The organism is Sphingomonas jinjuensis (assembly GCF_014197105.1).
Taxonomy (GTDB): Bacteria; Pseudomonadota; Alphaproteobacteria; order Sphingomonadales; family Sphingomonadaceae; genus Sphingomonas; species Sphingomonas jinjuensis.
Genome location: NZ_JACIEV010000001.1, coordinates 399,912 through 420,000, shown reverse-complemented (window position 1 = coordinate 420,000; position 20,089 = coordinate 399,912). Strand labels below are relative to the sequence as shown.

General features: G+C 70.3%; 19 protein-coding genes. 9 read left to right on the top strand and 10 right to left on the bottom strand.

Annotated elements, in window-relative coordinates:
* Nucleotides 1-21: 21 nt before the first annotated feature.
* The 6 genes from GGQ80_RS18700 to hemC all read right to left on the bottom strand — a co-directional run bounded on the left by GGQ80_RS18700 (nucleotide 22) and on the right by hemC (nucleotide 5,111).
* On the bottom strand, nucleotides 22-786 hold the full coding sequence (locus GGQ80_RS18700) for a GNAT family N-acetyltransferase (RefSeq protein WP_183982037.1): 765 nt from the start codon (nucleotides 784-786) through the stop codon (nucleotides 22-24).
* Nucleotides 783-1,829, bottom strand: coding sequence for a GTP cyclohydrolase II (gene ribA, locus GGQ80_RS01970; RefSeq protein ID WP_183982035.1), 1,047 nt, complete (start codon nucleotides 1,827-1,829; stop codon nucleotides 783-785). The genes GGQ80_RS18700 and ribA overlap by 4 nt, the downstream gene beginning before the upstream one ends.
* Nucleotides 1,826-2,608 carry an exodeoxyribonuclease III gene (locus GGQ80_RS01965; RefSeq protein ID WP_183982034.1) on the bottom strand — a complete coding sequence of 261 codons (783 nt, stop codon included), beginning with the start codon at nucleotides 2,606-2,608 and terminating at the stop codon, nucleotides 1,826-1,828. The genes ribA and GGQ80_RS01965 overlap by 4 nt, the downstream gene beginning before the upstream one ends.
* 61 nt (nucleotides 2,609-2,669) lie before the next feature.
* The gene (locus GGQ80_RS01960; protein WP_183982033.1) at nucleotides 2,670-3,545 is read right to left on the bottom strand and encodes a hypothetical protein; all 876 of its coding nucleotides are present in this window, start codon (nucleotides 3,543-3,545) and stop codon (nucleotides 2,670-2,672) included.
* Nucleotides 3,538-4,206, bottom strand: a complete 669-nt coding sequence (locus tag GGQ80_RS01955; protein ID WP_183982032.1) for a uroporphyrinogen-III synthase — start codon at nucleotides 4,204-4,206, stop codon at nucleotides 3,538-3,540. The genes GGQ80_RS01960 and GGQ80_RS01955 overlap by 8 nt, the downstream gene beginning before the upstream one ends.
* Complete coding sequence (hemC, locus tag GGQ80_RS01950) at nucleotides 4,203-5,111, bottom strand: hydroxymethylbilane synthase (RefSeq protein WP_183982031.1); 909 nt, start codon at nucleotides 5,109-5,111, stop codon at nucleotides 4,203-4,205. The genes GGQ80_RS01955 and hemC overlap by 4 nt, the downstream gene beginning before the upstream one ends.
* 329 nt (nucleotides 5,112-5,440) lie before the next feature.
* Here hemC and tsaD point away from each other — a divergent pair, with 329 nt between their 5' ends.
* Together tsaD and GGQ80_RS01940 are read left to right on the top strand one after the other, a co-directional pair.
* Entirely contained in the window at nucleotides 5,441-6,469 is a 1,029-nt protein-coding gene (tsaD, locus tag GGQ80_RS01945) for a tRNA (adenosine(37)-N6)-threonylcarbamoyltransferase complex transferase subunit TsaD (protein ID WP_183982030.1), read from the top strand.
* On the top strand, nucleotides 6,466-7,443 hold the full coding sequence (locus GGQ80_RS01940; RefSeq protein WP_183982029.1) for an NAD(P)H-dependent glycerol-3-phosphate dehydrogenase: 978 nt from the start codon (nucleotides 6,466-6,468) through the stop codon (nucleotides 7,441-7,443). Before tsaD ends, GGQ80_RS01940 begins: the two co-directional genes overlap by 4 nt.
* A gap of 157 nt (nucleotides 7,444-7,600) precedes the next feature.
* On the opposite strand, the gene GGQ80_RS01935 is transcribed toward GGQ80_RS01940, so the two are convergent.
* Nucleotides 7,601-7,762 (bottom strand): DUF1674 domain-containing protein, encoded by a 162-nt coding sequence (locus GGQ80_RS01935; protein WP_183982028.1) that lies wholly within the window; start codon nucleotides 7,760-7,762, stop codon nucleotides 7,601-7,603.
* Between the two features lie 58 nt (nucleotides 7,763-7,820).
* Between GGQ80_RS01935 and GGQ80_RS01930 the strand changes: the two genes are divergently transcribed.
* The 5 genes from GGQ80_RS01930 to GGQ80_RS01910 all read left to right on the top strand — a co-directional run bounded on the left by GGQ80_RS01930 (nucleotide 7,821) and on the right by GGQ80_RS01910 (nucleotide 14,654).
* On the top strand, nucleotides 7,821-9,107 hold the full coding sequence (locus GGQ80_RS01930) for an RsmB/NOP family class I SAM-dependent RNA methyltransferase (protein WP_343050752.1): 1,287 nt from the start codon (nucleotides 7,821-7,823) through the stop codon (nucleotides 9,105-9,107).
* A gap of 116 nt (nucleotides 9,108-9,223) precedes the next feature.
* On the top strand, nucleotides 9,224-9,883 hold the full coding sequence (rpe, locus tag GGQ80_RS01925) for a ribulose-phosphate 3-epimerase (RefSeq protein ID WP_183982027.1): 660 nt from the start codon (nucleotides 9,224-9,226) through the stop codon (nucleotides 9,881-9,883).
* Nucleotides 9,884-9,888: 5 nt separating this feature from the next.
* Nucleotides 9,889-11,613, top strand: coding sequence for a heparinase II/III family protein (locus GGQ80_RS01920; protein WP_183982026.1), 1,725 nt, complete (start codon nucleotides 9,889-9,891; stop codon nucleotides 11,611-11,613).
* Nucleotides 11,614-11,834: 221 nt separating this feature from the next.
* Nucleotides 11,835-13,418 (top strand): L-aspartate oxidase, encoded by a 1,584-nt coding sequence (gene nadB / locus GGQ80_RS01915; protein WP_183982025.1) that lies wholly within the window; start codon nucleotides 11,835-11,837, stop codon nucleotides 13,416-13,418.
* A gap of 150 nt (nucleotides 13,419-13,568) precedes the next feature.
* Nucleotides 13,569-14,654, top strand: a complete 1,086-nt coding sequence (locus GGQ80_RS01910; RefSeq protein ID WP_183982024.1) for a serine hydrolase — start codon at nucleotides 13,569-13,571, stop codon at nucleotides 14,652-14,654.
* Between the two features lie 135 nt (nucleotides 14,655-14,789).
* Here the strand turns inward: GGQ80_RS01910 and paoC are convergent, their stop codons facing one another.
* From paoC to paoA, 3 genes are read right to left on the bottom strand one after another with little or no spacing between them, the layout of a single operon-like run.
* On the bottom strand, nucleotides 14,790-17,000 hold the full coding sequence (paoC, locus tag GGQ80_RS01905) for an aldehyde oxidoreductase molybdenum-binding subunit PaoC (RefSeq protein WP_183982023.1): 2,211 nt from the start codon (nucleotides 16,998-17,000) through the stop codon (nucleotides 14,790-14,792).
* Nucleotides 16,997-17,950: an FAD binding domain-containing protein gene (locus GGQ80_RS01900; protein WP_183982022.1), complete on the bottom strand. Its 954-nt coding sequence runs from the start codon at nucleotides 17,948-17,950 to the stop codon at nucleotides 16,997-16,999. The genes paoC and GGQ80_RS01900 overlap by 4 nt, the downstream gene beginning before the upstream one ends.
* Nucleotides 17,947-18,600, bottom strand: a complete 654-nt coding sequence (paoA, locus tag GGQ80_RS01895; protein ID WP_183982021.1) for an aldehyde dehydrogenase iron-sulfur subunit PaoA — start codon at nucleotides 18,598-18,600, stop codon at nucleotides 17,947-17,949. The genes GGQ80_RS01900 and paoA overlap by 4 nt, the downstream gene beginning before the upstream one ends.
* A gap of 300 nt (nucleotides 18,601-18,900) precedes the next feature.
* On the opposite strand from paoA, the gene GGQ80_RS01890 reads away from it, so the two are divergent.
* Complete coding sequence (locus GGQ80_RS01890) at nucleotides 18,901-19,659, top strand: AcvB/VirJ family lysyl-phosphatidylglycerol hydrolase (RefSeq protein WP_183982020.1); 759 nt, start codon at nucleotides 18,901-18,903, stop codon at nucleotides 19,657-19,659.
* A 5-nt stretch (nucleotides 19,660-19,664) separates the two neighbouring features.
* Entirely contained in the window at nucleotides 19,665-20,087 is a 423-nt protein-coding gene (locus GGQ80_RS01885) for a DUF2147 domain-containing protein (protein WP_183982019.1), read from the top strand.
* The last annotated feature ends 2 nt before the right edge of the window (nucleotides 20,088-20,089 follow it).

The following is a 20,089-nucleotide window of genomic DNA, read 5'->3' as shown; positions in this document are numbered from 1 at the left end:
CGTCGCCTACCTCCCCCTCCGTCAGCGTCGCTGCCACCTCCCCCTGGCGGGGGAGGATCGGCTTGGAGCGACGCCGACTCGATAATGGTACGGATAGGCATCGACGAACCCTAGGCCGCGATACAGCCGTCGCGCGGGTTCGTTGGCGTCGAGCACTTGGAGCAGGGCCTCGCCGGCGCCTTCTGCCGCCGCCCAGGCCAGGATCGCGCTGACCAACCGCTGGCCCAGGCCCTGTCCTCGGTGATCCGCCGCCACCGCGATGTCGTAGAGGCAGGCGCGGCCGTCGCCGAAGCCGGCGATGCCCCAGCCGACCGGCTCGCCGCCATCGACCAGCGTCGCCACCCCCATCCGCTCGACGTGTGCCAGCAGCGCCGCATGGCCATTGCGCTGATCGGCCGACCAGCCGAGCGCGCCGGCGAGTCCCTCCATCCACGTCGAACCGACGGCGGCGGCGATCGTCACCGCGGGGTCGATCGGCGCCGGCACCGGGCGCATCGTCATGGTCCACGACTCGTCAATGCGGGCCAGGCCAGCGTCAGCGAGGAGCGAGTCCGCATCGGGCTCGGCCAGTGGCGTCAATCGGTAGCGGACCGGAAGGTCATGCTCGGCGTAAAGCCGCTCGGCAGCCACCCGAACGTCGGCCAGCCGCGCGCCGGCGACGGTGGGATTGGCAGAGTTGACCCGCTTGGTCGGCCCGCCGCTGACCCGGATCACCCAGCCGGGCACCTCCACCTCGGTGAGCGCGGGCAGCGCCAGCCGGGCGCTGCGCTCGACTGCTTCGATCACAGCTGATGCCCGGTCCGGTCGCGCTTGGTGGCGAGATAGCGCTCGTTGTGCGGATTGGGCGGCAGGAAATGCGGCACGCGCTCGACGACGGCGACGCCCGCCGCCTCCAGCCCCGCGACCTTGGTCGGATTGTTGGTGAGCAGCCGGACCCCGCGCTGGCCGAGCAGGTCGAGCATCCGCGCCGCCACGCCGAAATCGCGCGCGTCGACCGCGAAGCCGAGCCGCGTGTTGGCGTCGACGGTGTCGAATCCCTGGTCCTGCAGCGCATAGGCGCGCAGCTTGTTGACGAGCCCGATGCCGCGGCCCTCCTGACGCAGATACAACAGGATGCCCCAGCCGCTCGCCTTGATCGCCTGGATCGCGGCGGTGAGCTGGGGACCGCAATCGCACTTCAGGCTGCCGAGGACGTCGCCGGTCAGGCATTCCGAATGCAGGCGGACGAGCGGCGGATTGCCGTCGGGCTGGCCGATCAGCAGCGCGACATGCTCGTCGGCGCTTTCGGGCGAACGGAAGGCGACGATCTCGGCGTCCTCGGCACCCTCGACCGGCAGGCGCGCGCGGGTGGCGAGCTGAAGCCGGGTCGCATCCTCATGCGAGTCGATGTCGACTGCGGTGATCGCGACCTCGACCCCGATGCCGCCGACGAAGAAGGCGGGGAGCAGGCCGGCGATCCGTGCGAGCCGGAGCGCTGCGGCGGCAGGCGCGGGATCCGCCAGCGGCAGCGTGCGGTACGGGCCCTTCAACGGGGTCGCGAGGTCGAGGCTGGGATCGGCGAGCGCGGTGGCGGCGGCGAAGTCGAGCCACGGCGCCCTGTCGACGAGCACTGGCTGGTCGGGGTCGGCGGCCTCGATCTGGTTGGCGAGCTTGAGCGTCGCGGCGCGGCCCGACGAAATCAGCACCGCTGCCTGTTCCGTCCGGTCGAAGGCCTTCAGCCGCCCGGCATCAGCCGTCTCGATCGCCAGCAAGGCGACGCCGTCGATCGCGACCGGCCAGCCGCGGCGCAGCGCATCGATGGCGCGGGCGGCGGCACGCGGGTCGGTCAAAAGGCGAACTCGGTCATGATCGGTACGTGGTCGGACGGCTTCAGCCAGCTGCGGCACGGCTCGAATACCTGGTGCCCGGTCGCCTGCGCCGCAACGTCGCGCGTCGCCCACATATGGTCGAGCCGGCGACCGCGATCGGATGCCGCCCAGTCCTTCGCGCGATAGCTCCACCAGGTGTAGAGCCGCTCGGGCGCGGGGATGAAGTGACGGCCGAGGTCGACCCAGTCGTTCGCGGCCTGCAGCCGGGCGAGCGCCTCGACCTCGATCGGCGTGTGGCTGACGACGTCGAGCAGCGCTTTATGGCTCCATACGTCCGATTCGAGCGGCGCGACGTTGAAGTCGCCGGTCAGGATTGTCGGGCCATCGAGCGACTCGGACCAGCGGGTCATCCGCTCGAGAAAGTCGAGCTTCTGGCCGAACTTGGGGTTCACCTCGCGATCGGGAACGTCGCCGCCTGCGGGGATGTAGACGTTCTCGAGCCGCACGCCGTTGGGCAGGCGGACGCCGACGTGGCGCGCCTCGCGATTGGCCTGCCAGTCGAGCCGGTCGTCCTCGACCAGCGGCACCCGGCTGATGATCGCGACGCCATGGTGCATCCGCTGGCCGTGGATGATGACATGGTCATAGCCGAGCGCGCGAAACGCATCCTTGGGGAAATCGGCGTCGATAACCTTGGTTTCCTGGAGGCACAGGATGTCGGGCGCGACCTCGCGCAGGAACTGGTCGACGATCGCGATCCGGAAGCGGACCGAATTGATATTCCAGGAGACGATTTTCACGGCGGCTCGCTTACGGCGGAATGGCGACGGGGACAAACCCCCCGGGGACCCGGACGCGCGATCAGGACGTCGGCTGGATCGTCGTGGTAGTGGTCGAGCCCGACGCCGGCGTGACCGGCATCGACAGCGCGGTATTGTCGAGGATGTCGAGCGCGCGGCGAGCGAGGATGTAGCGTTCGGCGGCGGTCATCCAGTTGGCGGCGTCGTCGACCCCCGGCAGCCGCTGCACCTCGGCGCGGGCCGCCTGGACCTGACCGGCGTCGAGCAGGCGGCGGATGCGGTCGAGCCGGTCGGCGGGGAGCGGCGAGGGGGTGCCGGCCTTGTGCAGGACGATCAGCGTCGACATCTCGCGCCGCAGCCCCGAGAACCAGCCGTCGTCGGCGGGGCCGGCGATCTCGGGCGCAATGGCATCGAGGCCTTGGCGCAGATCCTCCAGCGTCACCGCATGATGCGCCGCCTGGATCAGATAGTTGACTGCGCGCGGCTGAAGCGTGCCGAAGCGCTGGCGCAGCTGCTCTTCGAGATAGCCGAGCGGCTGGCCCCGATCGATCGCGCGGCGAGCGGCGGCGAGGACCAGCACGGCTTCGGCGCGGCCGGCCTGGTTGCTGGCCGCGGCGGCATCGGCACTGACCGCCGCCGTGCGCGCCTCGAGCGCGGTTAGCTGCGCCGCCAGCGCCGCCTCGCGCGTCGCGAGAACGGCGGGATCGCTGTTGGGCTCGCCATTGGCGTCGAGCGGCGCGGCGGGGGTGAACTGGTTGGCGGTGCTCGACGTGACCGGGCGGGTCGCGGCCGAGTCGTCGGGCTGGAGCCAATGGACGCGGCGGACCGCGATCCCCATCAGCACCAGCCCCGCGGCGAAGGCGATCAGGATCAGGGTGACGACGAGCGCGGTGCGATGGCCGCGCGTGCGGGGCGCGGAGGGCGCTCGATCAGTCATGGCGGTCGTTATCTCCGCCGCCGCGGGCGCGGTCAATCGCGCACGTGACGAGCGCGATGTCGCTCGGCTGGGCGGCGACGACGACATCGCGCCATCCGGCGCCTGCCGCCTGGGCGACGGCGGGACCCAGCGCTGCGATGGCAATGGCTTGGCGGGCGTCGCCGACCAGTTCGGCGAGCCGCCGGGCGGCGCGGGGCGAATGGAGCAGCGCGGTACGGCCGGCGAGGTCGGCGAGCGCCGCCGGCGGCGGCTCGACCGGATCGGCGGCATAGACGGCAAGCGCGGGGACGCCGGGCAGCGCGACATGGTCGCGGCCGGTGAGGTGAAGCAGGCGGCGGCCTGCTGCCAGCGTCAGCGCCGCGCGCGCATCGCCCGTGCCCACGGCCGCGATCGCGAAGCCCGCAGCCTCGGCGGCACGCGCGGTCGCGGCACCCACTGCGATCACCGGCAGATGGCGAAGCGACGCCATGGCGTCACCGCCGTGGCGCACGGCATTGGCGCTGGTGACGAGAAGCGCATCGACGTCGCCGAGTGGCGGCCGTGTCCAGTCCAGCGGGCCGACGACGAACAGCGGCAGGCGGAGCACGTCATGGCGGGCGAGGCGCGCGGCGGTGGCGGCGTTGCCGGGCTCCGGCCTGAGCACGGCGAAGCGAAGGCTCACCCGCCGAACAATCGCCGCACCGACTCGGGCGCGTGGGTTAGCAGGTCGGCGGCAAGTTCCTGGCCGACGCAGGTGCCGTCGATCCCCTCGCCGCTGCCCTCGACATGGGCGCTGCCGTCCTCGCTGATGAGTTCGGCGCGGAGCGTCAGCATCTCGCCGGCAAGGCCGGCAAGCGCGGCGACGGGCGAGTGGCAATCCGCCTTGAGTGCGGCGAGCAGCGCGCGCTCGGCGAGGACGCAGCGGCTGGTCGGCGCATCGTCGATCGCGGCGAGGGCGGCGAGCACCTGGACATCGTCGGCGCGCGCTTCGATCCCGATCGCGCCCTGCGCCGGGGCGGGCAGCATCGCCTCGGTCGGCACGGCATGACCCGCGTCGCGGCCGAGCCGGTCGAGCCCAGCCGCGGCCAGCAATGTCGCATCCACCTCGCCGCTCGCCAGCTTGGCGAGGCGGGTGTCGACGTTGCCGCGGAGCATGACGATCGCGAGGTCGGGGCGGTGGCGGAGCAGTTGCGCGCGACGGCGCGGCGAGCTGGTGCCGACGGTCGCACCGTGCGGCAGCGTCTCGATCGAGGTGGCCCCGATCAGCCGGTCGCGCACGTCGGCGCGCGGCAGCATCGCGGCGATCGCGATCTCGGCGGGACGGACGGTCTCGACGTCCTTCATCGAATGGACGCAGGCGTCGATCTCGTTCGCGAGCAGCGCGCGGTCGAGTTCCTTGGTCCACAACGCCTTGCCGCCGATTTCGGCGAGCGGGCGATCCTGCACCCGGTCGCCGGTGGTGCGGATGACGACGGTCTCGATCTCGTCCTCCGCCCAGCCGTGCGCGGCGGCGAGCGCGGCGCGCACCATCGCGGCCTGGGTGAGCGCCAGGGGGGAGCCGCGGGTGCCGAGGCGGAAACGGATCATGGTGCGCGCTTTGGCTTAGCGGGGCGGACGGGGCAAGGTTTTGGGTTTTGAGTTCGCGCGAAGGCGCGAAGACGCGAAGAGGGTCTGTTCGCGCGGAGGCCCGGAGGCCCGGAGGCGCAGAGGAAGTGGATGCCGCACGACCTTGCTCGCCGCGAAGCGGCAGATAACGGCCTGAGACGGAGAAAGCCGCTCCGCGGCAAAGCTCTACGCCAACCTCCGCGTCTCCGCGCCTCCGCGTGAACCAATCCACTCCCTCTTCGCGTCTTCGCGCCTTCGCGCGACAACCAGTCTTCTTTGCGCCGCCCCGTCGACGTCCCTACAAAGGGCGGATGTTGATCCTTGGCCTCGAATCCTCCTGCGACGAAACCGCCGCCGCGCTCGTGACCGGCGACAGGCGCGTGCTGGCGCACCGGCTGGCGGGGCAGGAGGCGGCGCATGCGCCTTATGGCGGGGTCGTGCCCGAGATCGCGGCACGCGCGCATGTCGAGGCGCTGGAGCCGTTGATAGAGGCGGCGTTCAGCGACGCCGGCGTCACTCTCCACGACGTCGATGCGGTCGCCGCCACCGCCGGGCCGGGGCTGATCGGCGGGGTGATGGTCGGGCTCGTCACCGGCAAGGCGCTGGCGCATGCGGCGGGCAAGCCGCTGGTCGCGGTCAACCATCTGGAAGGGCACGCGCTCAGCCCGAGGCTCGCCGATCCCGACCTCGACTTTCCCTATCTGTTGCTGCTGGTGTCGGGCGGGCATTGCCAGCTGCTGCTTGTGGAGAATGTCGGCCGCTATCGCCGGCTGGCGACGACGATCGACGATGCCGCGGGCGAGGCGTTCGACAAGACCGCCAAGCTGCTCGGCCTGGGCTTTCCCGGCGGTCCGGCGGTCGAGCGGGCGGCGGCGCTGGGGGATCCCCGCGCGGTGCCGCTGCCGCGGCCGCTGAAGGGCGCTGCCGAGCCGCATTTCTCGTTCGCAGGCCTGAAGAGCGCGGTGGCGCGGGCGGTGGGCCAGCATGGCGCGGAGGATATCGCCGCTTCGTTCCAAGCGGCGGTCGTCGATTGCCTGCTCGATCGCACGCGCAAGGCGCTGGTCGGCATAGAGGCGAGGCCGACCGCGCTGGTCGTCGCCGGCGGCGTCGCCGCGAACGGCGCGGTGCGGTCGGCGCTGCAGGCGCTGGCGAGCGAGCACGGCCTGCGCTTCGTCGCCCCGCCGCTGTGGCTGTGTACCGACAATGCGGCGATGATCGGCTGGGCTGGGGCGGAGCGGTTTGCCGCCGGGCTGACCGACCCGCTCGACACGCCGGCGCGGGCAAGGTGGTCGCTCGACCCGAATGCGGCGCCCGCTCGGGGTGCGGGGGTGAAGGCATGAGGATCGGGGTGATCGGCGGCGGCGCCTGGGGCACCGCGCTGGCGCAGGTCGCGGCGAGCGGCGGGCGCGACGTGCTGCTCTGGGCGCGCGAGGGCGAGGTGGTCGAGGCGATCAACGCCGGGCATCAGAACCCGCTGTTCCTGAAGGACATTCCGCTATCCCCGACGATCCGCGCGACCGGCGATCTGGACGAGCTGGGCACGGTCGACGCGATCCTGGTGGTGGCGCCGGCGCAGCATGTCCGCTCCGTGCTGGCGGCGGCGCCGATCGGGTCCACGCCGCTGGTGCTGTGCGCCAAGGGGATCGAGGCGGGGACGAGGATGCTGGTCGGCGAGGTCGCGCGCGAAATATGCCCCGATGCGCCGATCGCGGTGCTGTCCGGCCCGACCTTCGCGCATGAGGTCGCGCGCGGGCTGCCGACCGCGGTGACGCTGGCGTGCGAGGACGAGGGCCTGCGCGCTGCGTTGAGCGAGCGGCTCGCCTCGCCCGCGTTCCGCCCCTATGCGTCGAGCGACGTCGTCGGCGCGGAGATCGGTGGCGCGGTGAAGAACGTCCTCGCCATCGCCTGCGGTGTCGTCGACGGTGCGGGGCTGGGGCAGAATGCGCGCGCAGCGCTGATCGCGCGCGGCTTTGCCGAAATGACTCGGTTCGGGCTGGCGCGGGGCGCGCGGGCGGAAACGCTGGCGGGACTGTCGGGGCTGGGCGACCTGGTGCTGACCTGTTCGTCGACCGCGTCGCGCAATTTCTCGCTCGGCGTCGGGTTGGGGCGCGGCGAGGCGGCGGCGGACCTGATGGCGGATCGGCGCACGGTAGCGGAGGGCGCGTTCACCGCGCCGGTGCTGGCGGAGGCGGCGCGCGAGGCGGGCGTCGACATGCCGGTGAGCGAAGCGGTCGGCCGGTTGCTGCGCGGCGAGCCGGTCGGCGAGGTCATCGGCGCCCTGCTGGCGCGGCCGTTGCGGGAGGAAGGGGTTTAGGCCTGCCGCGACGTCGCCTCTCCATGCCCCTGCCCCCACACGCCCCGTCATGCTGAACTTGTTTCAGCATCTCCTGGTGAGGAAGGGAAAAAAGCCGCGGGAGATCCTGAGACAAGCTCGGGATGACGGCTTTTTTGGCTGGTGTCGGGACCAGACTTCAAAAATCGATCGCGATTCCCTTCAGCTCCCAGTCGCCGTAGCGCACCGGATCCTTGCCCAGCGGATCGGTCGCCGGGCGGACCAGCGGCTCGGGGGTCGGGACCGGCGGGCTCTTCGACAGATGCGCGGGCGGTTTGACGTGGGGCGGGCGCTTGCCCATGCGCGTTCCTTTCCAATGATCGACGCTGCCTAGATGGCGGCGCCAGGAGTGCATACAAGTGAAGCCCCAGCGCCAGCCCCGTCAGCCCGTCGAACCACTCGGCACCGCCACCCGCCGCGCCGCGCTGCGCCTGCTCGACGCGGTACTACGCCGGGGCGAACCATTGGAAGCGGCGCTCGCCGCCGCGGCGCGGGCGATCCACGGCCCCGACCGCGGGCTGGCGCACGCGATCGCCGCGGAGACGCTGCGACGGCTGCCCGATCTCGACGCGCTGATCGACCAGGCGACCGAACGGCCGCTGCCCGAGGATGCGAAGGCCCGCAACGCGCTGCGCATCGCGCTGGTCCAGGCGCTGGTGCTGGGCACGCCGCAGCATGCCGCGATCGCGACGGTGCTGCCGCTGGTCGACGGGGGGCCGCGTAAGCTGGTCCACGGCGTGTTCTCGGCGGTGATGCGCTCGGGTCTGCTGCTGCCCGAACATCCGGCGCTGCCGCCGGAGGTCGAGGCGCGGTGGGAGGCGCAATGGGGCGAGGGCATGGTCGAGGCGGCGCGCCGCGCGATCGCCGCGCCGCCGCCGCTCGACCTGTCGCTCGCCGACGCGAGTGCGACCGAGCAGTGGCGCGAAACGCTGGGCGGCGAGAGCCTGGCGCCGGGGCAGCTGCGGCTCGGTGATCACGCGCCGGTGCCCGAGATGCCGGGCTATGCCGATGGCGCCTGGTGGGTGCAGGACGTCGCGGCGACGATCCCCGCCCGGCTGATCGGCGCGGGCGCCGGCCGCGTGATCGACCTGTGCGCCGCGCCGGGGGGCAAGACGCTTCAGCTCGCCGCCGCGGGGTGGCAGGTGACCGCGCTCGACAGTTCGGCGTCGCGGGTGAAGCGGCTGCGCGAGAACCTGTTCCGCACCCGGCTGAAGGCCGAGGTGGTGGTCGAGGACGTCATGGCCTGGGCGCCGGCCGAACCCGCCGATGCGGTGCTGATCGACGCGCCGTGCAGCGCCACGGGCATCTTCCGCCGCCATCCCGACGTGCTCCACCGCGTCCATCCGCGCATCGTCGCGGATATGGCGGCGTTCCAGGCGCGGCTGCTGGCGCGGGCGGCGGACTGGGTGAAGCCGGGCGGGACGCTGGTCTATGCGACGTGTAGCCTGGAGCGCGCGGAGGGCGAGGCGCAGATGGCGTCGTTCCTGAGCGCGCGACCCGAATTCTCGGTCATACCGCCGACCGCGGGCGAATTGCCGGCCGGCATCGACGCGACCGAGGAGGGCTGGGTCAGGACGCTGCCGGGGATGCTGGCGGACCAGGGCGGGTGCGACGGCTTCTTCATCGTCCGGCTGCTGCGGGCCTGAGCGCTACCCGTTCGTGCGTCGACAGCCTCAGCACGAACGGTAAAGAGTGGAATTGATCTGGGGATAGAGTTGTTCGAGGGATAGATAATAGGCCCACGCATGGTTAAGACGCCGCCATGCAGCCGGTCCGTATCGCCCCTTCGATCCTCTCCGCCGATTTCGCGCGTCTCGGCGCGGAGGTGCAGGCGATCGACCAGGCGGGTGCCGACTGGATCCACATCGACGTGATGGACGGACATTTCGTCCCCAACATCAGCTTCGGTCCGCCGATCATCAAGGCGATCCGGCCGCTGACGACCAAGCCGTTCGACGTCCATCTGATGATCGCGCCGGTCGACCGTTACCTCGATGCCTTTGCCGAGGCGGGCGCCGACACCATCTCCGTCCATGTCGAGGCGGGGCCGCACATCCATCGCAGCCTTCAGCACATCAAGTCGCTCGGCAAGCGCGCGGGCGTGGTGCTGTGCCCGGGCACGCCGGCCAAGTCGCTCGACTATCTGCTCGAGCTGGCCGACCTGGTGCTGGTGATGAGTGTCAACCCGGGGTTCGGCGGGCAGAAGTTCATCGACAACCAGCTCAAGAAGATCGCCGCGATCCGCAAGATGATCGACGCGAGCGGTCGGGACATCGACCTGGAGGTCGACGGCGGCGTCGACCACGACACCGCGCGCCGCTGTATCGAGGCGGGGGCGGATGCGCTGGTCGCGGGCACCTCGGTCTTCAAGGACGGGCCCGACGGCTATGCGCGCAACATCGCCGGGCTGCGCGCGGGGTGAACGACATGAGCCGCGATCCCACGCCCGATGGGATCGACGAGGGCAAACGGCTGGTCAAGATCGGCGGCGACCGCGGCCTGTCGCTGGCCGAGCGTCTGTCCGAACGGCTTCACAAGCTGACGTGGCGCACGCCGCTGCACACGATGCGGCTGAAGGGGCGCTATCCGCTGAAGCTGATCGCGGTGCCCGACGATCCGATGATCGGCGATGCGCGGCGCGGGCAGGCGCTGCTCGAAGGGCGATTGAGCTTCCGCGACGAGGTTCATGCGATCGACGCGCTCGATCTCGCGCGGCGCGACTGGGGCCGCCCCTTCGCCGAACATGTCCACAGCTTCGCCTGGCTGCGCGACCTGTCCACGGTGGCGACGCGCGCTACCGGGGCGCCGATCGCCGAGGCGCTGATGGCGCGCTGGCTCGGCGCCTATGCCGACAAGGTCGATGCCCTCGCCTGGTCGCCCGATCTGGTGGGGCGGCGGATCCTGTTCTGGACGGCGCATGCGCCGCTGATCCTGTCGTCGACCGACCTCGTCTATCGGTCGAGCGTGCTCAACACGCTGGCGCGGGGCGCGCGGCACTTGGATCGCTATGCCGACAAGGCGCCGCCGGGCAACCGCCGCGTCGCGGCGTGGTGCGGTGTGGTCGCGGCTGGGCTGCTGGTCCCCGGTGGCGAGCCGCGGCGGGCGTTCGGCGAGGCGGGGCTGATCCGGGCGCTGGCGGGGGCGGCGTTCGACGACGGCGGCGTCGCATCGCGCTGCCCGGCGCTGCTGGCTGATGCGATCATGCTGCTGGCGATGTTGCGCGAATGCTATGCCGCGCGCCGCGCCGAACTGGCGCCGCCGGTCGCCGACATGCTGCAGCGGATGGTGTCGGCGCTACTCGGTGCGACGCTGGGCGATGGCGCGCTGTCGAGCTGGCAGGGCGGCGGGCCGTCGACCGCGGCCGAGGTCGCGGCGCTGATCGAGGCGAGCGGGGTGCGGACGCGCCCGCTGCGCCAGGCGCGCGACTGGGGCTATCAGCGGCTGGCGGCGGGCGCGGCCGTGCTGCTGGTCGATGCCGCACCGCCGCCGGTGGCGCGCGTGGTCGAGGGCGGCTGCGCCTCGACGCTGGCGTTCGAATTCGCCGATGGTGCGCAGCGGCTGGTGGTCAATTGCGGCGGGGCACAGGCGCTCAGCGCGCAGCTGCCCGCCGAGATTGGCCAGGCGTTGCGGTCGACCGCGGCGCATTCGACGCTGGTGCTCGCCGATACCAATTCGACCGCGATCCGCCCCGACGGCACGCTGGGCCGCGGCGTGTCCGAGGTCGAGCTGTCGCGCCAGGAATCGGAACATGCCAGCCGGATCGAGGGCAGCCACGACGGCTATGCCAAGCGCTTCGGCTTCGTCCATCGCCGCCAGCTGGTGCTGACCAGCGACGGGCGCGAGCTGCGCGGCGAGGATTCGCTTCTGCCGCGCGGGCGGCGACGCCGCGGCGGGAACACGCCGTTCGCGATCCGATTCCACCTGGGGCCGGGCGTGTCGGCCTCGGCGACGGCGGACGGGATGGGCGCGATCCTGCGCCTGCGCGGCGGCGCGCTGTGGCAGGTCCGCTGCCGCGGCGGGGCGGCGGCGATCGAGGAATCGCTATGGATCGACGGCGACGGCCGGCCGGTCTCGACGCAGCAGCTGGTGATCAGCGGCGAAGCTGCGGCCGGCGGCGCGAGCGTCAGCTGGGCGATGAAGCGGGCGTTGTAGGCGGCGTCGTCATTTTTTAACGCTTAGGAAGTGAGCGCGCTCATCGAAAGCCGTTCGTGCTGAGGAGGCGCTGAGCGAAGTCGAAGCGCCGTCTCGAAGCACATGTCCCTGGAACTGCCCTTCGAGACGAGCCTTCGCTGACGCTCAGTCTCTCCTCAGGGCGAACGGGATCGATCGATTGGGGGGCTTCGTCTCACGCCACAGCTGTGCCACAGCACGGCATGACCAGTGCCAGCAGCGACGTCCTCATCATCGGTTCCGGCGCGGCGGGGCTGACCGCGGCGCTGAACCTCGCCGACCGGTTTCGCGTCACCGTCCTTGCCAAGGGCGCGCTCAACGAAGGGGCAACCGCCTGGGCGCAGGGCGGCGTCGCGGCGGTGCTGGAGGAAGGCGATACCTTCGCCAGCCATATCGAGGACACGATGGTCGCCGGCGCGGGCCTCAACGACCGGGCGATCGTCGAAATGGTGGTCGAGCGGGCGCCGGCCGCGATCGCGCGCCTCCAGGCGCTGGGCGTACCCTTCGCCACCGAGGGCGAGGGGCTGCACCTGACGCGCGAGGGCGGTCATTCGCACCGCCGCATCGTCCATGTTGCCGACGCCACTGGCTGGGCGGTGCAGGAGGCGTTGCAGAAGGCGGCGGAGGCGCATCCCAACATCACGCTGGTGCCCGATCAGGTCGCGATCGACCTGGCGACGAGCCGGCATGAGGAACGCTATTCGGGTGCGGGCAACGTCTGGGGCGTCTATGCGGTCGATCGGCGGACGGGGCGCGTCAACCTGTTCACCGCGCGCGCGACGATCCTCGCGACGGGCGGGGCGGGACGGACGTACCTGTTCTCGACCGCGCCGCGCGGCGCGACGGGGGACGGCATCGCGATGGCGTGGCGCGCGGGCGCCCGCGTCTCCAACATGGAGATGATGCAGTTCCACCCGACCTGCCTCTACAACCTCGAGGTCAAGAACTTCCTGATTACCGAGGCGGTGCGCGGCGAGGGCGGGCGCTTGTTCAACCCGCTGACCGGCAAGCGCTTCATGCCCGATTACGACGAGCGCGCCGAACTGGCGCCGCGCGATATCGTCGCCCGCGCGATCGACGCCGAGATCAAGCGCGACGGCCTGGACTACGTCCACCTCGACATCAGTCATATGCCCGCCGACTTCGTGCGCGGGCATTTCCCGACGATCTACGACAAGCTCCTGGGCCTCGGCATCGACATGACCGCAGCGCCGATCCCGGTGGTGCCCGCGCAGCATTACACCTGCGGCGGGATCGTCATCGATCGCGACGGACGTACCGACCTGCCCGGTCTCTACGCTGCGGGCGAGTGTACGGAAAGCGGGCTGCACGGCGCGAACCGGCTGGCGTCGAACAGCCTGCTCGAATGCTTCGTCTTCGGCGAGGCGGCGGCGAATTATATCGCGGCGGGGTGGGACGCGCTGCCCGCAGTGCCGGCGATCCGGCCGTGGGACGAAAGCCGGGTGACCGATTCGGACGAAGAGGTCGTCATCAAGCAGAACTGGACCGAGATCCGCCGCTTCATGTGGAACTACGTCGGCATCGTCCGCACGACCAAGCGGCTGCAGCGCGCAGCGGCGCGGATCAAGCTGCTGACCGACGAGATCGGCGATTATTATGGCCATTTCCGGGTGACGCCCGACCTGATCGAGCTGCGCAACCTGGTACAGACCGCCGACCTGATCGTGCGCAGTGCGCTGCACCGCCATGAATCGCGTGGGCTCCACTACACGCTCGACTGGCCGGAAACGCTGCCGGAGGCGGTCGACACGGTGCTTGTTCCGTAACTCGCCGCACCTCAGACTCTGTTCATCGCAGCTGGGCTAACGCGCGGTTCCCCTAGGGAAATCCGTGCATAGGATGATGGGCTCAACGCGGGGCGGGTATTGCTTATGATCGGGAAGAGGGCGACGGCCCGGTTCCTTCTGTTGGCCGGCATGGCGGCGATGCTTGGATCGTGCGGTTCGACCTCGCGACCGAGCGCCACCGCGGATGCGCCGCAGGCTGCGCCGACGCCGGTGGTGTCGATCCCGATTCCCAGCGTCGTTCCCCGCCCGGTGCGCGCCGCGCCCGCTGCCCTGGTGCAGACGGTCGATCGCCTCGCCGCCGGGTTCCAGGGCAAGTTCGGCATCGCGGTGCGCGCGGTCGACGAAGGCTGGACGGTAACGTCGGCGGGCGCGCGCACGAAGTTGCCGCAACAGTCGGTGTCGAAGCTGTGGGTGGCATTGACGCTGCTCGACCTGCGCGATCAGGGCAAGGCGCGGCTCGACGATCCGATCACGGTGCATCAGGAAGACCTGACGCTGTTCCACCAGCCGATCGCCTATCTGGTGAAGGGCGCGGAAGGCTATCAGACGACGGTCGGCGACCTGCTGACACGCGCGCTGACGCATAGCGACAATACCGCCAACGATCGGTTGCTGACCTATGTCGGCGGCCCGGCGGCGGTGCGATCGATGATCGAGCGCAAGCAGCTCGGCGGCATCCGGTTCGGCCCGGGCGAGCGGCTGTTGCAGGCGGGGACGGCGGGGCTGACGTGGCAGCAGAGCTACGCGACCGCCGGCGGTTTCGAGAATGCGCGCTCGCGGCTGAGCCCCGAGGCGCGCTCGGCGGCGCTCGACGCCTATGTCGCGAACCCGCCCGATGGCGCCGAGCCGCTGGCGATCGCCGACGCGATTGCGCGGCTGGCGCGGGGCGAGCTGTTGAGCGAGACGTCGACGCGGGTGCTGCTCGACACGATGGGCATGTCGGTGACGGGGCGTGCTCGGCTGCGCGCGGCGCTGCCCGGCGGGTGGCAGATCGCGCACAAGACCGGGACCGGGCAGGACCTGGGCGGACGCAACGCCGGGTTCAACGACGTCGGTCTGCTGACCGCGCCTGATGGCCGGCGCTATGCGATCGCGGTGATGATCGGCGACACCCGCAGGCCGATCCGCGAGCGGCAGCAGCTGATCCAGGGCGTCGCGGCGGCGGTGGCGACGTACGCGACCGGAGCAGCGAGTTCGAACATGGCGGCGCAGTAGGCCTGCCCCGTCATTCCGGCCTCGCGCCGGGATCCAGCGGTGCCACGCGCAACTGACCCGAGTGTCTATCGAGTCGCCTGCGGACGGATGGATCCCGGCTCGAGGCCGGGATGACGGAAGGTTGAAGGCCGGCCGTCACGCCACCATCGGCAGCTTCGCCAGATGCTTCTCCAGCGTGATCGGATAGTCGCGCACGCGCACGCCGGTGGCGTTGTAGATCGCGTTGGCGATCGCCGCGCCGACGCCGCATAGGCCAAGCTCGCCGACGCCCTTCGCCTTCATCGGCGACGTGGTGTCGTCGGGATAGTCGAGGAACACGACCTCCTGGTGCGGGATGTCGGCGTGGACCGGGACTTCGTAGGTGGCGAGGTCGTGGTTGACGAAGAAACCGAAGCGCTTGTCGACCGCCAACTCCTCCATCAGCGCCGCGCCGACGCCCATCGTCATCGCCCCAATCACCTGGCTGCGCGCCGAGGTGGGATTGATGATCCGGCCCGCATCGCACACCGCCAGCATGCGGCGGATGCGGATTTCGCCAGTATAGGCGTCGACGCCGACCTCGACGAAATGCCCGGCGAAGGTCGACTGCTGATATTGCTTTGCGAGGTCGCCATATTCCATCGTCTCTTCGGCGGAGAGGCCGGCGGCGTCCTTAAGATCGGCGGAGCGGTTTCCGCTCGTGACCTTGCCGTTCGCGAAGGTGACGTCGGTTGCGTTGAAGCCAAGCTTCTGCGCCACTGCCTCGCGCAGCTTCATGCAGGCGGCATAGACGCCCGCGGTCGAGCTGTTGCCGCCCCATTGCCCGCCCGAGCCCGCCGAGACGGGGAAGCTGGAATCGCCGAGCAGCACGTTCACGCTATCGATCGGCACGCCCATCATCTCCGCCGCGGTCTGGGCGACGATGGTGTAGGTGCCGGTGCCGATGTCAGTCATATCGGTGGCGACGGTGACCATGCCCTGCTTGTCGATGCCGACGCGCGCCGCCGACTTCTGGTTCATGTTGTTGCGAAAGCCCGAGGCGACGCCCATGCCGACCAGCCAGCGGCCGTCACGTACCTGCGCCGGCTTGGCGTTGCGGCGCGACCAGCCGAACCGCTGCGCGCCGTCGTTGAGGCACTGGACGAGGTGACGCTGCGAGAATTTGCGCTCGGGCTTCTCGGGATCGACCATCGTGTCGTTCTTGATGCGGAACTGCACGGGATCCATCCCCAGCTTCTCCGCCATTTCGTCCATCGCGATCTCGAGCGCCATCAGCCCCGGAGCCTCGCCGGGCGCGCGCATCGCATTGCCCTCGGGCAGGTCGAGCACGGCGAGCTTCATCGCGGTCATGCGATGCGCACCGGCGTAGAGGAGCTTGGTCTGCGACACCGCGGTCTCGGGGCCGCCGCCGGGCAGGTCGCCCGAGCCGCTCTCGTGCGCGATCGCGGTGATCGTGCCGTCCTTGTCGCAGCCGATACGGATGCGCTGGATCGTCGCGGGACGGTGCGTCGCGTTGTTCGCCATCATCGGCCGCGCGATCGTCACCTTGACCGGGCGCCCCGCCTGACGCGCGCCGAGCGCCGCCATCACCGCGTCGGCGCGCAGGAACAGCTTTCCGCCGAAGCCGCCACCGACATAGGGCGAATCGAGGCGCACCTTCTCCTTGGGGAGGCCCAGCGTCTTCGCCAGATCGCCCTTGGTCCAGTTGATCATCTGGTTCGACGTCCAGACGGTCAGCTCGTCGCCCTTCCACGCGGCGATGGTCGCGAACGGCTCCATCATTGCGTGCGACTGGTCGGGCGTGGTGTATTTCTGGTCGAGCTTGACCGGTGCGCTGGCAAAGAAGCGCTCGAAATCGCCGACCTTGTCTATCTTGGGGCCCTTGCCGTCGTTGGCATTGGGATCGGGGACGGGCGGCGCGCCGGGCAGCGCGGCCTCCAGGTCGTACTTGCCCTGGCCGCGCGCATAGTCGGCGCGCACCAGATTGGCGGCGGCGCGAGCCTGTTCGAACGTCTCGGCGACGACCAGCGCAATTGCCTGGTGGTAATGGTCGATCTCCGGCCCGCCGAGCAGCTTGGCGGTGTTCATGTTGCCCTTGCCGAGCTTGCCCGCGGTGTCGGCGGTCACGATGGTGACGACGCCGGGCGCCGCCTTCGCCTCGTCGAGGTGAAGCGCGTTGAGCCGGCCCTTGGCGATGCCGGCGTGGACGATCACGCCATAGGCGGCGTTCTCGGCGACGTCGTGGCGCTCATAGGCATAGGGCGCGCGGCCGCTGGTCTTGAGCGGACCGTCGATGCGCGGGGTGGGACGGCCGACGACCTTGCCCTGGTCGATCGGATTGGTGCCCGCGGGCGTGTCGAACTTCATGCCTTGGCTCCCTCGGCCATCACTGCCGCGATCGTGCGTTCGACCAGCGGCACCTTGAATGCGTTGTCGGATGTCGGGCGCGCGCCGGCGAGCAGGCGCGTCGCCACCGCCTTCGCACCCTTGGGCGCCAGCGCCTCGGCTTCCGCCATCCGCCACGGCTTGGGCGCGATGCCGCCGACCGCGAACCGTGCGCTGCCGTCGGGCTGGATCACCGCGGCGACCGAGACGAGGGCATAGGCATAGGAGGCGCGATCGCGGACCTTGCGATAGATATGGGTGCCGCCGATCGGCTTGGGCAGCGTCACCGCCGTAATCAGTTCGCCGCGTTCCAGCGCGGTCTCGACATGCGGGGTGTTGCCCCACAGCCGGTGGAAGTCGGCGATCGGAATACGCCGGGTCTGGCCGTCGGGCTTCACCGTCTCGACCGTCGCGTCGAGCACGCGCATCGCCACCGCCATGTCGCCGGGGAAGGTGGCGATGCACGCGTCCGACGTGCCGATGATGCCGAGCTGGCGCGAATAGCCGCCGATCGCGGCGCAACCGGAGCCGGGCTTGCGCTTGTTGCACGGCTGGTTGGTGTCGTAGAAATAGGGGCAACGCGTGCGCTGGAGCAGGTTGCCCGCGGTCGACGCCTTGTTGCGCAGCTGACCGCTGGCGCCGGCGACGATCGCCCGGGTCAGCGCACCATAGTCGCGGCGGACCCGGTCATGCGCGGCGAGGTCGGTGTTGCTGACGAAGGCGCCGATGCGAAGCCCGCCGTCGCTCGTTTCCTCGATGCGGTCGAGCTTCAGGTCCTGGACGTCGACGAGATGGCTGGGCGTCTCGATCTCGAGCTTCATCAGGTCGAGCAGATTGGTGCCGCCCGCCAGGAATTTCGCGCCCGGATTGTTCGCGACCGCCGCCGCCGCCTCGGCGGGAGTTTTGGCGCGTTCGTAGGTAAAGGCCTTCATGCCTTGGCTCCCGCGACGTCGGTCATCGCTTCGAGGATGTTGGAATAAGCGCCGCAGCGGCAGATGTTGCCGCTCATCCGCTCGCGCATCTCGTCGTTGGTGACGGCGGGACGGGCGGCGACATCGGCTTGCGCATGGCTGGGAATGCCGCGCTTGATCTCGTCGAGCACGCCGACCGCCGAGCAGATCTGGCCCGGCGTGCAATAGCCGCACTGATAGCCGTCGTGCTTCACGAAAGCCGCCTGCATCGGGTGCAGCTTGTCGGGGCTGCCCAGCCCCTCAATCGTCGTGATCTCGTCGCCCTGATGCTGGACGGCGAGGCTGAGGCAGGAATTGATGCGCGTGCCGTTCACCAGCACGGTGCAGGCTCCGCACTGGCCATGGTCGCACCCCTTCTTGGTGCCGGTCAGCTTCCAATGCTCGCGCAGCGCGTCGAGCAACGTCGTGCGCGTATCGAGATCGAGCGTCCCGGACTTGCCGTTGACCTTCAGCGTCACCGGCATCGTCGTCGGCTTCGCACCGGGCATGGGTTGTGCCGCGTCTAGCGCGGCGGCGGGCAAGGCGGTGGCGGTCATGCCGACGACTCCTGAGGCGATGACAGTGCGGCGGCAAGGACCGGCGGCGGCGCCGGAAGGAGGATTGGTGGCCATGACCACTACAAACGCACGTCCCGGGCGCATGATCCCCCCCCTTCTCGTCGATCGGCGCGCCCGTACGCTAGCGGTCGCGGCCGGCGGGTGTCCGATCCAATCCTTCCCCGCCAGGGGCAGGTGGCAGGCGAAGCCTGACGGAGGGGGCGGAAAGCGACCGCGGACGTCGGGAGTCCTCCCCCTCCGTCGCCTGCGGCGCCACCTCCCCCTGGCGGGGGAGGATCGGCTTTGCCGCCGCGGTGACGTGCTTGTCATCTACGTGCCATGGCGTCGATACGACGGCGGGCGTAGCAAGCGGCAATGGACCTTGGACCCATTCGTCGCCGTCGCCGTCGCCGCTGGCCGTGGGTCGCGGGAATCGTCGTGCTGTTGGCCGGCGTCGCCGCGCTGGTCGCGTTCATGGCGGGCTATTTCGATCGCGACCCGATCAACTATTTCGATCCCGACGGCCAGCCGAAGCCCGTGGCGGCGCTGTATTTTTCAGGCGACATGGGACTGCGCCTCGGCATCGGGTCGTACATCTGGCCGGCGCTGGCGAGCGAGGGCGTGCCGGTGACGGGGTTCAACTCGCCGAGCTATTTCTCGACGGGACGCAGCCGCGCGGAAGTCGAGCGAATCGTCGCCACCGCGATTCGCCAGGCGCTGGCGCGGCATCCCGACGACAAGCTGGTGCTCATCGGCCAGTCCTATGGCGCCGATATCCTGCAGACCGGCCTTGCCGCGCTACCCCCCGACCTGCGCCCGCGGATCGCGGGGCTCGTCCTGGTGGTGCCGGGCGAGACCGTCTATTTCCGCGCCGATCCGTCCAGCCTGGCCTATCACAGCGCGCCCGACAGCCTGGGGGAGAGCACCGCCAACACGCTGACCTGGCTGCCCGTCACCTGCATCTATGGCGCGGCGGAAACCGACAGCCTGTGTCCGAAATTGCGATTGGCCAAGGCGACGGTGATCCGAATGCCGGGCGGCCATTTCCTGGGCAACGATCACACCGCGCTGATCGGGTACATCGTCGGCGCCATCAAGAGCGCGGTGCCCGACGCCTTCGTCAAAAAGGGATGAATGACATGCGTTTGCTTCGCCTGGCCGCGGTCGCGGCCCTGCTGCCCGTCGTCATGGCCGGGCCGTCGATCGCCGCGCAGGCGCCCGAGCTGCCGGTGATCGGCAAATGGGCCAATCCGAAGAACACGCTCGCGGTCGAAACCAAGCCCTGCGCGCAGGGCAATCTGTGCGGCGAGATCGTATGGGCGAGCAACGACGCGTTGAGCGATGCGAAAGAGGCCGGCGTCGACAAGCTGATCGGCACCCAGTTGCTGCAGGACTATCGCCCGGAAGGGCATGGCAGCTGGTCCGGCCGCGTCTATGTGCCCGACATGGGGCGTAGTTTTTCGTCGCGGATCAAGCTGACCTCGCCCGACACGCTCGCCATCTCGGGCTGCCTGGTCGGCGGCTTCCTGTGCAAGACGCAGGTGTGGCACCGCGTCGCCTGACA

Coding starts and splice junctions, on each gene's coding strand:
- nadB (WP_183982025.1), top strand. CDS start 11,835: ATGACCAGTGCCAGCAGCGACGTCCTCATCATCGGTTCCGGCGCGGCG.
- GGQ80_RS01920 (WP_183982026.1), top strand. CDS start 9,889: ATGAGCCGCGATCCCACGCCCGATGGGATCGACGAGGGCAAACGGCTG.
- GGQ80_RS01890 (WP_183982020.1), top strand. CDS start 18,901: ATGGACCTTGGACCCATTCGTCGCCGTCGCCGTCGCCGCTGGCCGTGG.
- paoC (WP_183982023.1), bottom strand. CDS start 17,000: ATGAAGTTCGACACGCCCGCGGGCACCAATCCGATCGACCAGGGCAAG.
- GGQ80_RS01960 (WP_183982033.1), bottom strand. CDS start 3,545: ATGACTGATCGAGCGCCCTCCGCGCCCCGCACGCGCGGCCATCGCACC.
- GGQ80_RS01935 (WP_183982028.1), bottom strand. CDS start 7,762: ATGGGCAAGCGCCCGCCCCACGTCAAACCGCCCGCGCATCTGTCGAAG.
- GGQ80_RS01885 (WP_183982019.1), top strand. CDS start 19,665: ATGCGTTTGCTTCGCCTGGCCGCGGTCGCGGCCCTGCTGCCCGTCGTC.
- GGQ80_RS01910 (WP_183982024.1), top strand. CDS start 13,569: ATGGCGGCGATGCTTGGATCGTGCGGTTCGACCTCGCGACCGAGCGCC.
- paoA (WP_183982021.1), bottom strand. CDS start 18,600: ATGGCCACCAATCCTCCTTCCGGCGCCGCCGCCGGTCCTTGCCGCCGC.
- hemC (WP_183982031.1), bottom strand. CDS start 5,111: ATGATCCGTTTCCGCCTCGGCACCCGCGGCTCCCCCCTGGCGCTCACC.
- tsaD (WP_183982030.1), top strand. CDS start 5,441: ATGTTGATCCTTGGCCTCGAATCCTCCTGCGACGAAACCGCCGCCGCG.
- GGQ80_RS01940 (WP_183982029.1), top strand. CDS start 6,466: ATGAGGATCGGGGTGATCGGCGGCGGCGCCTGGGGCACCGCGCTGGCG.
- GGQ80_RS01900 (WP_183982022.1), bottom strand. CDS start 17,950: ATGAAGGCCTTTACCTACGAACGCGCCAAAACTCCCGCCGAGGCGGCG.
- rpe (WP_183982027.1), top strand. CDS start 9,224: ATGCAGCCGGTCCGTATCGCCCCTTCGATCCTCTCCGCCGATTTCGCG.